General features: G+C 47.7%; 3 protein-coding genes. 1 reads left to right on the top strand and 2 read right to left on the bottom strand.

What is annotated here, in order from left to right:
- Nucleotides 1-128: 128 nt before the first annotated feature.
- Both FHS56_RS04825 and FHS56_RS04830 read right to left on the bottom strand, forming a co-directional pair.
- Nucleotides 129-7,358, bottom strand: a complete 7,230-nt coding sequence (locus FHS56_RS04825; RefSeq protein WP_166918716.1) for a T9SS type A sorting domain-containing protein — start codon at nt 7,356-7,358, stop codon at nt 129-131.
- 300 nt (nt 7,359-7,658) lie between these two features.
- Nucleotides 7,659-14,579: a T9SS type A sorting domain-containing protein gene (locus FHS56_RS04830; protein WP_166918717.1), complete on the bottom strand. Its 6,921-nt coding sequence runs from the start codon at nt 14,577-14,579 to the stop codon at nt 7,659-7,661.
- A gap of 173 nt (nt 14,580-14,752) precedes the next feature.
- Here FHS56_RS04830 and FHS56_RS04835 point away from each other — a divergent pair, with 173 nt between their 5' ends.
- Nucleotides 14,753-16,981 carry a Tex family protein gene (locus FHS56_RS04835; protein ID WP_166918718.1) on the top strand — a complete coding sequence of 743 codons (2,229 nt, stop codon included), beginning with the start codon at nt 14,753-14,755 and terminating at the stop codon, nt 16,979-16,981.
- The last annotated feature ends 1 nt before the right edge of the window (nt 16,982 follow it).

Genomic DNA, 16,982 nt, shown 5'->3' on the forward strand with positions numbered 1-16,982 from the left:
CACTCGTAAATACAGTAAGAGTCCGAAAATGTAATCAAAAACAATAAAACAGACTCATTGTTCATACGAAAAAAGAGGGGCATCTGTTAGAGAAGATACCCCTCTTTTTCAGAATCAGGCGCGATGCTTTACAGAACTACCCACCGAACAAATTGCCAGCCGCTTTGGGTGCGCAAACGCACTAAATATACACCTTCTGGCAAGCGGCGTTTCAAATCTACCTTCAAAGTATTCTTCATGCCGGATTGGGCACGTTCGCCTGCGATGATATTGCCTTTCATGTCCACCACCTGCCATTCGTAAAGCTCCATGCCATAAGGCAATTCTACATAGAACGACTGTCCGTCTTGTGCCGGGTTAGGATACAGACTCACTTTGCCCGGCTCGTAACGATTGCCTTGTTTTACTTCTACAGCCACCCACTTCGAATAGCTGGTGCTTCCATTTTTATCTTTCTGACGCAGGCGATAATACACCACGCCTTGAGGCGGATGGTTATCCCAGTACTCATAGGCGGTTACACTGCTCCCTTCCGAACCTTTTGCCTCTAACCAACCTATTTCTTCTATCTCCCTGGTATTCAGGCTACGCTCAATCGTGAAGCCGGCGTTGTCTTTTTCATACACGGTTACCCAGCTGAGATGCACTCTGCCCTCTACTGCTTTGGCTCCTAAGTTGAGAATTTCTACCGGCAAAGGAATAAAATGCCAACCGAAGGTCATTTGCCCATTGCCCAGCGTAGCGATACCGCCGGCTATTATCTGTGTATTGGAGTTTGACAAGAAAGGCAAACCACCCAAGTCTCTCCAGTATTGTCCTTCATCGTCTGCCTGCCCACGACGTACTCGACGCTCGATGTCTGGGGGAGCGGTATTCCGCAATCCTGCCAAGTTTTTGTCATAATCGTCAAAGTCTTGCAATATGTGGATATCTTCCAGTAAACTTAGGTTGTTGGCAGCACTCACGTAGTAGGTGTTGCCATTCACGTTGATAGGAAAGTTGGAAGTTTCATCCTCGCCACGGAAGGGCAGCTCCACAGAAAGCGATACGAAATCTGCAGCATTGTTTGGATCGTTAGGAAACTCTATATTCTTCACCACCCAATAGCGGTCTTGCGAAATCATGTTGATGCGGCTGCTTGCCGGATACAATGTCCGTGTGTTGGAAGGTGTCCAGTCTTCGGGGTTGGCATTGAACTGCTCTACTGTGAAGGTGGTGGGTACCTGTTTATTAAGCCTCACATTCAAGGCTACCCCATCAGTAATAGTCCCAGGATAGCTTCCCTTCCCTATAGGAAAAGCCAACCGCACCTCAGAGGAAAAGCTAGAGAATATACGCCCGGCTGGTCCCTCTACAAAGGCACTGGCAACCGGTGATGAGGGGTCACGGCGCCATTGTGCCTTTTCCGATATAATTAACTCCTTGTTTTTATCGGAAATAATTTTTCCGTTCATGAGGTAGAGCTCCCCGCCCAGTACCGAACCCGTGATGGGTCCAACGACCACACGATTATTGAGCGTCAAATTGGTAGTAGAAGGTGTAAAGCTACCCGCAGAGGTTACATCCTCTTTTGCCATAATCAAGCGCCAGAAGGTTTCATAGCCTGCCCCGCCGGTCTTTGTTAATGCTTGGGGCTTGTTGCCCGAAAAGACCACCTCTCCTTGACGCGGCACGAAGGTACCGTGGTTCACCCAGTTGCCTTTGATGTCTATACGGTTATTGGCAATACTTGCATCCAAAGTAGCCCCAGCCGCAATGGTCAGATCGTTTTCTACGAACAAGGTAGAGTTGAGCTCACTGATTCCGGAGCGGAATTCTACATTATAGAAGGGGTTATTAAATACGCCATAGGTACCAGGGGCATGATTGGCACCTCCATAGATTACCCGCGATCCGGTGCCGCCATCGAACACCACTGTACCGTTGCCATGGGTGAAGGCACCACGTATGTTCCAGCTGCCTCCTACGGTAATCGTACTAGCAGGGTTAAGCACTTCTACATGGCTGTTTGATTGCACAGAGAAGTCGCCGGTTACCTGCAAGTTTCCGCCATTCAAACGCAAGTAAACATCGTTGATAGGACCATTGGGATCGTTGGTAGCATTGATGGTTAAGCTGGCGCACTGAACTGTACCAGAAGTAATTTCTACTACAAAAGAACGCCCACCAGAAGCATAATTCGGGTCAAGATTGGATGCTGTGTAGTCTATAACTACATCATCGCTGGAAGTAGGCAAGACATCCCCTTCCCAGTTTGCAGGGTTAGTCCACAAGTTATCATTAGTAGCCACTCCTCCATTGGTGCGCCCATCCCAGCGCTTGATATTTTCAATCCAGCGCACATTACCATCTCCCCCAAAGCAGCTTGCCACATCTCGGTCGTCATCATAGCTTTCCCCACGGAAAGCACCGGATGCTAGGCGGAAAACTACTTGGTTGGATGCACAACTACTGGGGCTTCGCCGTACGTTATAGCCTCCCGGAATGGGCAGTGCAAAGTTGGTTCTATAGATATCGCTTGTTGAGTAAACTATCGGCAAGTTTAAATACACTGACCCGGCAAGCGGCTTGCCGTTGGTAAAAATACCATCGCTAAAGCTGCCAATACCAGCTGCTGGGTCTGTGCTTGCGCCCCTACCTGCACTGTTGGTGCTTCCTAATATACCGCTACCTGCCACCCCTGCTCCATCACCGGTTAAGGTGCCAGAAAGATCCACTCCGCGCTCATCCATAAATTCAAACAGGAAGTAACGCGCTTGAATAGTACCTTCTACCAAGAAGCGGTAATAGTCAGATATCCCTTGCCGGCTGATTTTCACATATTGCGAAGCAGAGCCCACAGCTTCCAAATAACCGCCCTCTTCGATCAAAAGCGTTCGAGTGGGTTTATCTGCTTGAATCGGAGAAATATTATTTCTTTTATCCACATAGAAAGGATAAGCCGGGTTGGGATCTATAAGCAATTCTGCCCCTGGGTTCAAATCCAGCACCCCATTGTTTTCCACACGTACACCCGCCAACTTCAACTTCACATTGGCATTAGGTAAGGTGCTCAACTTCCGGTTTGCCATCACGGTGGTATGCCCCAATGCAATCAACTCATCTTGCACCTCATACTCTACCATAGAGGTAACTTTCGGGTAACGAATGGGATGACCCACAGGATAGTCATCAGGGTCGGCATCTTTCATATAGCAATTACCCACCTGCGTGTAATCTACAAAGAAGCCAATGTAAACAGCGGGGAAGGGCTGTCCATTGGTTTTAATGATGCGCTTAGCCGTGCTATTGGGGTGAAAGTTGATGCGCCCTGCTCCCGGGTCTATATTCGCCCCATTGTTTATCCAATTACCCCGTACTGTCACTGGGCTGTCGTTAAAGGTAAAGCTACCTCCGTTCAAGGTTACATTACCATTGACCAACAGGGGCGTAGTAGAAAGCATACGGAACTCCCCTCCGTTGATGGTCAAATTACCCAGGATCTGGAATCGTGCGCGCTCAGAGAAAGTGAGCCCCTGCACACGAAGTACACCACCCGGTTTATCCACGCGTACATTTTGCACCTCGTTTCTACGTACCATGATTTGCTGCTCGCCTGTTCCATTAAACACTAGCGTAGCAGTTGGATCCATTACAATATTGGGCATAGTCTTTAAACCACCCATAGTCACATAACTTTTAGAATCATCAGCCGCGTCGCAATAATATGCTGGTGGTGAGATATTCTCATTCCAACTTGCAAGGTTATCTAAGGCAAATAAGTTAGTACCTATACGCACTTCTGCGTTGGCTTGCAGTTTCAACTGCCCATTGGCACGCACTTGCATGTCGCCCCCCACAGTCAAAACACGCCCAGCAGAGATGGTAAGCACCTTGTGAGGTATACTACTAGTAGTACTATCCCTTCCTCGATTAACCGAAGGGTCTAGATCTTCTCTTGCCAGCATTTGCCCAAAAACTCCCGCAGTACCTGATGCTCCATTATCACGTGCATCATAAATGCGCTGCCCATCGCGGAGCACGCCGGCATTGACCACTACCGCGCCATACACCTCAACGTCTATATCCACAGTGGGATTTGAGCCCGCCGAACGTGTTATCATCACATCAAACATCTTCAAGGTATCTGCCGGTATTTCACCATTGGGGTCATTACCTACCCATACAGTAGATTCTTTGTTTTTTTTAGGCAAGCCATAGGGTAAGGTGGTTTGGCCAGGGTATATTTGGAAGGGGTTATAGTATCGGTCGTTATATAAAGACCAGTTTTTGGGGTTAGTCCAAGCAGTTGCATCATCCGTGTGTGTCTCATCTATATATTTATATACTAGGGGATCTAGGTTAGAATTTTCATAATAGGGACCTTCGCCGCCACTTACTACTACGTCACCTTCTTTTATTATTCTCTGACGCTTTGGATTGGGTCCTGTTGTTCCCCAGGAATTCCCCACCCAATAAATCCTCACATAGTTCTCCCAGCGAATTTGGTCATAGAAAGGATTTACATTGTTGTCGTTCAAACCACCATCATACTGCTCACCCACACCGCCTCCTATGGCACCAGAAGAGCTCTTCATGGTAATCACGTTTATTTGCAAATTACCAAAACCTGCCACATTAGCAGCAGGGTCACCCATTACAGAAGAGTTAAAATAATAACGAGCGTTGGCAATCACATTCTTAGAATAGCTACCGCTGTTGCTAGAAAAGTTAGCATTGTAAATAGTCAATGCTTGTCCCGTATTGATGGTTAAACAAGCTGCGTTTATGCCCCCACTACCAAAAGAACAATAGCTGAAATTATGGGGCACAGTGCCCCATTGCAGATCGGGCGAAGTGTTGTCAAGAGGGTTAATGATAGCGCCCATCATCACCTTCAACCCCCCCCGGCTCTCTTGCCAGCCATGCCCAGAACCCGGTCCTCCTTCGTATTCCCAAGAGGGTAGATCGTAGTTGGGCGAGCTTGTAATAGTGTTGTCTCCCAGCCAGTTTCTAGAATCAGACGTTCCATATCGGCTGTCGCTGAAAGCCGACATAAAGGTAAACTCTGTATGAATGGCTTCTATGGCACCTCCGTTATACACACAAATACGATAATACTGCCCGGGCGTACCTTCGCGTGTTACTGTGGCACGGTTGGCAGCAGTCCCCAAAGCACGGAAAAAGCCTCCTTTGCGCACACGTAAAAACGTCCCTCTTTCTTCTCCTGCGGTATTCATAAACAAACGACTGCCAGCAGTGAGTAAAAAGCGCCCATATACGTCTATGACGTCATCACGCGAATAGTAATTGCTCATAAGGGCAGCGTCGCTAATACCCCCTCCCACATCTTTGGCTGCGTAGTCGCCGTAATAAAGGGTGTAGCCGTTGGTGTTAAAAGTCCCTCGCAGAATTTTAAAATTGCCATGAATGCGGAGGTTATTTGACATGGTTACTTGAGTGGCATTCGGATCTGCACTCGTGCTGGTCTTTACGATGTAAACATTCGGCAATAAGAGACCCTTGCCCCCATTGAAATTGTTACAAAAATTAGGTAACTGAGGTACGTTTCCGACAATGGTTGCGGGAGTTCCTCCGAAGAATACAATCGTCGGGATTTGATAGTTTTCTCTTGGCGCTAATCCTGTTTGATAATTCACAGTTCCCGCAGCTGTACAACTTTGGCGAACCCCCAAAGGATAAGCAGTAGAGAGTCCGCAATACAAACCACGTGGTGGTCCCGGATTAGTAGGATAAGAAGTACTTGGGATTGCCTGTGCATTAGAAGGCAGTGTATTGTTTTTGTCATCCAAATTTTTGCCTACGTATAGCGCAATGGTAATAAAATTGGTGCGATTAGTTTCTATATTGCCCGGTTCGTTGGTTCCCAAGTCCAAACATGCATCGTCTTCTATAATGACGTCTTCTTCTACAATAATATCTCCTGCAGGGTAAGAAACAGTTTCTCCGGTATTGGCTCCCATCGCCAAAGCTTGAATAGGATCGGAGCTAATATTAATGGCTCCTCCTGTGCTGTTGTTCCGGTTCAGGCGATGATTTACCGATGCTACAATAGATAAAGTATTGGTAGCATTGGTTACGTTATTAGCACGGAAAGTGCCTGACAGGATATGAAAGTTTTTCTTGATGCGCAAAGGGTTGGAGCCTGTATTGCTTACTATACGATACGCATCGGTCTTGTTAATATACAAGTAGTCGAAAAACGTATTAGCCGATACGTTGATGCTACAATTGCTTGTATTACCTATAAAATAGATTTGCGAGTCACCCACCGGGCGCTGCAAAGGATCGACTGCCGTAGATTGACTGCTGTCCCAATCTTGTAAAATTTTGAGCACAGTAGGTGATGCAGAAGCCCGGATTACCCCATTGTCATTGGCATACACCACACTACCATTGATGCTATGCGGCGCAGTGGTTTGTATATCCAAAAGCCCATTGTTTCCTATCACCAAGTTCTTCTGTGCGGTAGTTTCCCCTATAGTAACCGGTACATTCCAACGTACATTTTTGAGAATAGATACTGCAGCACGTATGTTCACGGCTGTCCCACTGACCACACTCGTTGAGCTGCCCCCCATGAAGCGAACTGGAGCTGAAAACGGGGCAGTAGTATTATCCCCTACGATGTAACCGCCATTTTGCGTATAATTGCCTTGAATCTCCACTTTAGCTGAAGCCTGCAAAGTAAAGCTACCACTTTCCACAACCGCATTACCCTGTACTTGCAAAATTCTACCACCTAAGCTACTAAAGGAAGAGTTTCCGCCACGCACACGCAAGTTAGCCACCGGCAAATAGCCTGTACCTGCTGCTGTGAGTGTACCACTCTCCATTATGAGCTCATTGCTTACCATGCGTGTACCCCCACCAAAAGCAGGACCTATGTCCGTAGTCTTGCTACCTCTGTCAAAAATGAGCGTATAAAAGTAGTCATTATACGAAGTGTTCATTGTTATCTGGTAAGACACAGCCCCTCCGTCACGGAGCACCACTGTACCCGTATTGGGCTGAAATACATTGCTGGAAGCAATATGTGTCCAGTTGCCGTACACCTCCAGGGTATGAGTACCCAAACTTAGCCTGCCCGTGTAGGTAAGCGCAAAGGTCAGGTTTTTACAGGCTTCATTGCGAGAGAGTGTGCAATTATTCGCCCCTGTAAATACTACATCATCATTCGCATCAGGGATGCCATCGTTATCATCATCAATCCCCACCCTTATCCAGTTGGCAGAGTTATTCCATGCAGTATTGGATGCACCTGTCCACGTAAAAACTGCTTGTGCCCACGTGAGCATGGGCAAGCTCATCAGCAAAACTAAAATCACTACCCATTTTTGCGATTTATGCACTTTCATAGCGCTTACATTTTTAAGACAGTTACTTTTCCTTAAATATCTCACCTTTTGCAAAGGTAAATGAGAAAGGGGCAATAACTAAGTAAGATGTTCTTATTTTTTTATGGTACGAAAAATGGTTAATTATGTTTAAGAATAGATCGACGCTCTGTTGCGTCAAATAATAGAAAAATCCCCCAAAGATGTCCAAAGGCAAAAGCATTTTTTTGAACTAACAAAAAACAGTACAAATTTCAGACTCAAAAAAAGGAGCCCTTATAGGGCTCCTTCATCTGAACAATCACTTACCGTTGTAAGCTGCTACTCAATCACAAGACGAGCATAGTACACTTGCCCCTTGTCTGTCTGAAGACTCAGTATATACACGCCGGCTTGTGGTTTACGGCTAAATTGCAAGCGAAGTGTATGTGCGTCCACTGTATGACGATTCACTTCTACGAGGCGTCCCTGAGCATCATACAAACGCAGGACAGCAACCTTCATATCTGTATGAGGTAAAACAACAAACAGCTCACTGCCGGTCAGTGGATTGGGATAAACGCTCATCCTACCCAGCTCAGAAATATTATCCCTTACTTCTACTGCCACTGCCTTCGAATAACTTACTTTGCCGTCTTTTTCTTCTTGGCGCAGGCGGTAGTAATTCACCCCTATGTGCGGAGCAGGGTCGATGTGGTAGTAGGCAGCCACTGTTTCGCCGCTATTGCGGGCTTCCACACGGGCTATTTCTTCAAACTGCTGCCCGTTGGTGCTGCGTTCTATGCCATAGTAAGCCAAGTGGCTTTCGTTGACAACTACCCAATCAAGCTGTACTTGGCTCTGATTGACTACCTTCGCCTGCAGGCTCAATACCTCTACGGGCAACGGAATGAAATACCATCCGATGGTAAAGCGGCTGTTGCCTAAGGTGGTCACACGCTCGGTAGAGCTGATGGTTACAATATTAGACTCCAAGTCCCCGATTCCACCAATGTCGCGCCAGTACTCGCCTTTGGAGGCATAACCTCTGCGGATAGACAATTCCGTATTGACTATTGAGGGTGTTGCCTGACGAGCATAAGACAAGTCTTCATCGGAGTAATCCTGCAGAATACTCAACTGCCCTACCAAACTAAGGTCTGCCATCACATTGGGATACTGCGCATCCAAAGGCGGCGGAGCTGCAATGGTGTTTTGCAATGCATTAAAGCGCAAGGTAACAACTGCTTCCTTCAAATCGCCGGCAGCTACCGCCGGTGTTGCATCTAATGGCAAAGCAGAAGGGAAACCGATATTCTTTATTTTCCAATAGCGCTGATTGGTAACCATATTGATTCTCGGCGCATAAGGGAGTATCTTGTGGTCCACGCCATCATCTCCTCCCGGTTCGTATATACCGTCTTCATCCTCATCTTCTGGGTTCCTGCCTTCCATAATCTGCATAGTAAAAGCCGTAGGATTGTTGTTGGTAAGTTTCACCTGCAAGGCATAGCCATCAGAGCCGGCAGGGCTATTGCCACCGGTATAGGCGTATCCGGAGCGTCCAATGGGGAAGTTCAAAGCGTTGGAAAGCACTGAAGAACCTTGGAATATACGTCCTACGGGACCATCCACAAACGCGGTATTCGGACTTGCCAAGATAGAACGCACCCATGAGCCCTTTAGACCAATGATAATTTCCTTACCGTTACCAGTGCCGTTGTCTTCGCTCGTCTTAAAGATGCCTTGATCCAGACTCAACAAGTTTTCGACCAGCACACGGCTGTTCAAGGTTACAGTACCGTTCTCTGTCGGTTTTTGAATACGCAAATCATAGAACTTTTCATAAGCTTGCAGCGGTCCTGCGGCACTGAGTCGCGTAATAGTCTGCGGTCCGGAGCCATTGAATACCACTTCTCCTGTGCGAGGCACAAACACCCCATTGTCGTTAATCCAATTACCTCCCACATAAATCTTGATTCCACTCACATCAGAGGCATCATACACAGGTGTATACGTCGCTGTTGCTGGTTTCTTAATAACGAAGTCATTATCTACAAAAAGCGCGTCGTTGTTTTCAGTGTATCCACCTTGAAACTCAACATCCCAGAAGTGGCTGAAGGTAGGTCCTGTGGTGATGGTTCGAGATCCTACGTTTTGATTAAATACTACACGTGCCCGGTCTATGCCGTCGTCTTCCATGTCATAGTCGAAGGCACCTGCCATGCTCCACCCTTTACCAACGGTGATGGTCTCAAATCCGTTACCCGCACGGATAGTTACCCCCCTGCTTGCGGTAAGGTCGCCGCCATACTCCGTACCCCCAGGGCAAGGCGATGAACGCTGTATGAGGACTTCAACATTCCCAGAAATATCCAAATTGATGGGATTACCCCCGCCAGTGTCTATAATCAAATCTCGGCAGGCGATTTCAGGTATCCCATTGGGGGCATTAGTAAATCCTCCCACTATGGGGGTATGGTTATCTGATAAGGAGGCACCATTTACTTGTATGTTTATAGTACCGGGTATATAGCGGTGATCTATTACCACGGCATCTTGAATGGTAGGTAGCGCATCATCCGTCCAATTAAAACGGTCATGCCAGCTAACTCCATCGCCTCCACCATCCCAATATTTGATTTTACCAGACCATACGATGATAGAATCTACCGGTCCTGTCCATGTACCTGCGGTTTCTCTATCAAACAGCTCGCCAGCAAACACACCAGTAGCGTTGATGAAGCGGGTTTTTTGATAGCGGATATCAGAAGTATCTCCCGGAAGCTCCCCCACAGGTGGGTCATCGATAGCCACCGTATTCACATAGGCGTTGCTACCATTGGCGCCCTCTCTGCGCACATTGGAAGCCCCCGGAGAAGTAAGTGCTACGGGGAAGTTGACATTAAACACGTCTTGCGACTCGTAATTTCCTGGTAGCCATAAGTAAGTAGCATTGTTTACATCTTTCCCATTAGCAAAAGTACCATCGCTGAAAGTACCCACTGCCAATACTGGACACCCACTACCAAATAGCGTAATGCCGGGGCTTTTGGGCGTTCCATCACGCATGTCCACGCCGAATTCATCTGTAAACTGAATGTTATAGAAGCGCACGGCTGCCCGCCCGTTGATATCGAAGCGGTAGTAATCGTTGCCCATGCGGGAAATACGGACATAGTGGTCTTGAGTGCCGATGGCTTCTAATTCTCCGTTTATAATCAAGTTTTTGCTTCCTTGAGCCGTGATTTTAGAAGCATCGGTCTGCATAAGCAGCTCGGCACCGGGATTCAAATCTATTTTTCCACCACTCTGTACAGTAAGCCCCGTAAGCTGCAGCGATACGGTGGTGCCTATGGGTACGTTGGCGGTCTGCACTACGTATCTGTTACCAATGGTAGTTTGTGCCAAGGCACGCATGCCATCTTCTATGGTGTAAGTACTGGTCCCGCCACCGGCATTATCGAAGAATACTTGGTAGAATACCTGTCCCCGTGTGCGGATGATGTAGTTGCCCGGAGTAGTAGGGCGGAATCGTACGGCTGCCGCCGCATTCAATATCACTTCATCTACATACCCTCCATTGTTCAGCCAGCTGCCCCCTACTATCACTTCACCGTTATCGAAGATAAAAGTACCACCATCCAGAATAAAGTCATCGCGCGTGGTCAGATCCGAGCCGCTAGAAAGACGGCAAGAGGCAGTGCCATTGGGCTGTTTCATGTGAAACTTAAAGCAATCTAAGTTGTCACCCAAGCCCTGAAGGATAACAGTCCCGGATGGTTTATCTATCACAAAATTCTCCCAATTATCATCGTTGTCATATTTTACCTCTTGCTCCCCAGGACCATTGAGCGTAAAGGTAACCACCGAGCCCGGTCCTCCAAAATTATTGGTTCCATTCCCGGATTCATTTCCTCTAACCACATAATTCTGCCCCACAAATATTTGCGCATTCCCCTGAGCCTCCAACTCTGAAGGAGTATTGGTGTTTCCCAGTCTATTCTCGACAATGATAGACTTCTTCACGCTAAGGGTGATGTCACCTTGTAAAGTAAGCTTGGTGTTATTTTCGTTATCCTTCTGCGGCTTCAAGTCTTGCGGTTGTTGCCCGCCAGAGCCCGTGCTCTGCCCGTTGATTACCAGAAGTCCCTCTATTTCTATATGACCTACCCCATTCACTCCTACAATGTTGGAAGGTATAACCACACTGTTTGGTGCTGTATGTGACAAATACACATTGAAACGCTCAAAGATGTCGTTCGGTATGCGAGTATCCGTTAAGATATTTACATCGTCTGCCACATCATCGTCTCCGTCTGTATCGAAGTGCTCTATGTAGTTACCGTCTCCGTCTGTATCGATGGCTGCCAACTCATCTTGCCGCAGCCCTGCCAAGATAAACTCCTGGAAGTCAACAGCTCGCAACTCTGGTGCCGAAAAGGCACTCTTGGGCATACCGGGGTAAATGCGCAGGGGGTTGTAGTAACGATCATTTTTCAGAGACCAGTTCTGCCAATGAGCCCAGCTGCTCTGATCTATACCACCCACTCCTACACAACCTTGGTCAACTCCTCCATTCAGATTAGCACCATCAGGGTCTGCTTTCCAGACGTTGGGTGGTCCACCACAATTTCTTGAATACCCCCCTACCCAATATATGGGGGCAAACTCGATCCATCTGATGCGGTCAAGCTCGGGGGCACCATTGTCATTGATGCCTCCATCCCATCCTTCACCGTTGGAGCCGCCGATAGCACCAGATGAAGCAACCATGGTGATCACTCCACAAAAATCACCGGGAGAAACAGGGGATGGGCAGTTTGTAGCCCCAGTATACCCCAAAGCACTGGCTGAAAGCGATGTGCTGGCTACAATATTCCTATCTGCTGATATATTGCCTGAACCAGTAAAACGAGCTCCTTTGATAGTCATAGTTTGCCCGGTATTGATGGTCAGTGCTGTATATCCCGAAGCACCTTGCGCAAAGGAACAATAGCTGAAATTATAATAGATGGGTTCTCCATTTACCAATTGATAGCGCGGACCAAGTTCTACGGTATTTCCATCATTGTCGTAGTCGTAAATGTCGGGAAAACCTTGAGTGGGTGGAGCCAGCTCTGAAGCATAGTGCAACTTAAAGCCTCCATTACTATTCAGACCTCCATTATGTAGAAAACCAACATTAGTAGCACCTTGGTAGTTAAAATTGGTAAAAGCGGCTTCTACCCTTCCACCGGGCCAGGCTTCCATGCGATAATACTGCCCAGTATTACCGTCTCTATCGACCTGCACGGACTTGGAAGGCGTTCCCAAGAAAGAAAGTAACCCCCCATTGCATACTTTTACAAATGCACCTTGAGGGTCGCCACCCGTACAGATACTCAAGCGAGAGCCTGCTTGTAATTCAAAAACCCCATAAACTCGAAGTTCATCTGTTGAAGTATTGCCATACAACAAAGTAGCCTCAGGGAGACGGAAGGTCCCCTGCAAAATAGTCATGTTCCCCATGACTCGTCCTCCCTTGCCAGTAGGAAATTCAACAAACTGGTCTTTATTATCCTTGTAGATAATGACATTGGGTAAGTAAATCCCCGATAGCCCGGCAATAGGCGAATTGGCAAGGTTTTTCAAGCCAATGGTGTTGCCATTGAGTACTTGATTCAAGTTGCCTATACATACCACCATAGGCAGACGGTTGTTATCTCCTTGCCAAGTTGCTCCTCCAGCATTTGAGACATTTGAAGGCGTTACATAAAATCCCTTTGAAGCAGAAGGATAAGCAGTATTGTTGTCCACTAAGTTCCCTCGTAAAAACAGTGTAATCACATTACTACCTGCCGGCTCATTCGTATATAGGTCCAAGAAAGCGTTATTTTCAATAACGATATCTCTCACATCAATATCTGCTTTAGGAATATCGTATGCATCGGCACCTCCGCCCGGGTTATGTCTTGGTTTATTTACAGTAAGCTCATTACCATTGATTACATTGGTTACCACTAGTCCGCAACCCGGAAGGATATTCAACAAGCGGTCAATCACTAGAGGGTTGCTATAAAGCGTTACTTTATTGCCTGCGCTTTTCTGAATAATTACTTCATCGAAACGGGTAGAGGTCGATGGACGTATCTCTACATTCCCTCCTCCAATAAACTGTACAGAGGAGGTGCTGGCAGTGAGCAAGGGGTTGGCTGCCGTACAATTTTCGCTATTCCATGAACCCGACAAACGAATGATAGAGCCTGCATTATAGGCATCGATATAACCTGCCCCTGGTAAAACGATATCCCCATACACTACTAATGGTATACCTGTTTCGATACGGAGCGAACCATTTTCTACAAACAGGTTTTTAGGGGCTGCAATCGTGCCTATGGTTATAGAGGCAATGCCCGAACTCAATATTACTTTTGCTCCACCAGACTTATTGATGCGCACCGCTGAGCGAATGGCTACGGCACTAGCATTCAATATTCTGCTATCAGCACTGCCGTCGAAGCGCACAGGCGCAGAGCCGGCAGCAATTGCCTGGTTACCTATAATAAAGCCTCCTGTCTGCGTATAGTCGCCTTGAATGCTCAAGTAAGCCCCACTGCCAAGGGTAAAATCTCCACTTTCTACAACCGTATTACCCTGTACTTGCAAAATTCGCGAGCCGACAAAAGAAGAGCTTCCGCTACGCACACGCAAGTTAGCCACTGGTAAAGAGCCTGTACCTGCGGCTGTGAGTGTACCACTCTCCATTATCAACTCACGACCTACCATGCGTACACCCCCAAAAGCAGGACCTATGTCCGTAGTCTTGCTACCTCTGTCAAAAATGAGCGTATAAAAGTAGTCATTATACGAAGTGTTCATTGTTATCTGGTAAGACACAGCCCCTCCGTCACGGAGCACCACTGTACCCGTATTGGGCTGAAATACATTGCTGGAAGCAATATGTGTCCAGTTGCCGTACACCTCCAGGGTATGAGTACCCAAACTTAGCCTGCCCGTGTAGGTAAGCGCAAAGGTCAGGTTTTTACAGGCTTCATTGCGAGAGAGTGTGCAATTATTCGCCCCTGTAAATACTACATCATCATTCGCATCAGGGATGCCATCGTTATCATCATCAATCCCCACCCTTATCCAGTTGGCAGAGTTATTCCATGCGGTACTGGATGCACCTGTCCACGTAAAAGTTGCTTGTGCCAAAGCTTCGCTTGCCCAAAGGAAGCTGCAAACAAGCAGAAGTAATCTCCATCTATGGTTACATTTCATAACAAAACTTTCTTTGATTTATTAATTAATATGGTTTTTTGCGATTTGGTAAACAGATATACAAGTTTTTTTTAAAAAAAAGCATATACGCACCGGCATGCCGGCACATATACTCTAAGTAAGCAAAAATTGTAGTATTTTTGAAGGCATTGTAAGAAATAGAACAAATACGCATGGTCGAAGAAGTAATACGCTTATCTGAGAAGCTAGGGCTTCGAATTAAGCAAATCGAAGCTACCATTCAATTGTTGGACGAAGGCGCCACCATCCCTTTTATTGCTCGTTACCGAAAAGAGGCTACAGGTGGGCTAAACGAGGTGCAAATAGCACAAGTGCGGGACGAAATAGAGCGCCTGCGCGAGCTGGAAAAACGACGAGAAACCATTCTCAAAAGCATAGAAGAGCAGGGCAAGCTCACCGACGAGCTGAAAGCTGCCCTCTTGGCTGCCGACACCATAAGTGTGCTGGAAGACCTTTACTTGCCCTATCGCCCCAAAAGACGCACCAAAGCCACGATGGCACGCGAAAAGGGGCTGGAACCACTGGCGCAACAGCTATATGAACAGCCAGAAACGCTTGTTCCCGAAACAGCCGCTCAAGCGTTTGTAGATGCAGAAAAAGGAGTGAACAGCATAGAAGAAGCCCTTGAAGGTGCCCGCCATATCATAGCCGAATGGGTCAATGAAAGGCAAGAGGTACGCGCAAGTTTGCGTACACTTTTTCAAGAAAAAGCTGTTATCAAAAGCAAGCTCATCAAGGGGAAAGAAGAAGAAGGGCAAAAATTCCGGGATTATTTCGAATGGGAAGAGCCACTCAAAAGCATTCCATCGCATCGGCTGTTGGCTATTCGCCGGGGCGAAAGCGAGATGATTCTTTCCGTAAGCATAGAACCAGACGAGGCAGAAGCCATTGCCCTAATAGAGCATCTCCTTTTGAAAAACCAAAGCCCTGCTGCCGAACAAGTGCGCCAAGCCATCGCCGATGCCTACAAGCGCTTGCTGCGCCCCTCGCTCGAAACAGAAATGCGCCTAGAATCCAAGCAACGTGCCGACGAAGAAGCTATTAAGGTATTTGCCGACAACCTGCGCGAGCTGCTCTTAGCCTCTCCCTTTGGCGAAAAACGCGTCTTGGCTATTGACCCCGGCTTCCGCACAGGCTGCAAAGTGGTAGTACTCGACGAACACGGGCAGCTGCTTCACGACGATGTGATTTATCCGAATGAACCACAAAACCAAAAAGAAGCAGCCGGGCAGCTGCTGCGCCAGCTTTGCCAGCAATACAAGGTGGAAGCCATTGCTATAGGCAACGGCACCGCCAGCCGAGAAACCGAGCAGTTTGTGCGAAGCCTGCACATTCCGGGCGTTTTGGTAGTTATGGTCAATGAAAGCGGTGCATCGGTATATTCTGCTTCGAAAGTGGCACGGGAAGAGTTCCCCGACAAAGATGTAACCGTACGCGGGGCGGTCTCTATAGGGCGGCGGCTGCAAGACCCCTTAGCAGAGCTGGTAAAAATAGACCCTAAATCCATTGGTGTGGGGCAATATCAGCATGATGTGGATCAAAAAGCTTTGAAAAAGAGCCTTGACGACGTGGTTATCAGTTGCGTAAATGCCGTAGGTGTAGAATTGAATACCGCCAGCAAGCAGCTGCTTGCTTATGTATCGGGCTTGAACGAGCGCCTTGCCGACAACATCATCGCCTACCGGACAAAATACGGCGGCTTCCGCAGTCGCGAAGAACTCAAACGCGTGCCGGGCATTGGTCCAAAGACCTTCGAGCTAGCAGCCGGTTTCTTGCGCATCCGCCATGGTGAGCATCCGCTCGATGCCAGTGCCGTGCATCCCGAATCTTACCCTGTGGTGGAGCAAATGGCAAAAGATTTGGGCTGCCGCATAGAAGACCTGCTGCGTGATGCTTCGCTGCGCAAGCAAATTCAAATAGAGCGTTATGTAAACGACAAAATAGGCTTGCCTACTTTGCAAGACATCATGAATGAGCTTGCCAAGCCGGGACGCGACCCACGCCAAGAATTCGAAGTGTTTCAGTTCGATGAGCGAGTACACAGCATCGAAGACCTGCAGCCGGGCATGCGCCTGCCAGGCATCGTTACCAACGTAACCAAATTTGGCGCATTTGTGGACATCGGCGTGCATCAAGACGGGCTGGTGCATATCAGCCAGCTGTCGCACGAATATGTAAGCGACCCGGCGCAAGTGGTAAAGGTGCATCAGAAAGTGATGGTTACGGTGCTTGAAGTAGACCTGAACCGCCGGCGCATTGCCCTCTCGATGAAAACAGATGCCCCACCTCCCAAGAAGCAAGACAAACGCAAAGAGCGCAAGCAAGAAGCAGAAGACATGGCTGCCAAGTTAGCGGCTCTGCGTGCGAAGTTTGGGCAGTAAG

Origin of the sequence: Thermonema lapsum, from assembly GCF_011761635.1 — a bacterium.
Taxonomy (GTDB): Bacteria; Bacteroidota; Bacteroidia; order Cytophagales; family Thermonemataceae; genus Thermonema; species Thermonema lapsum.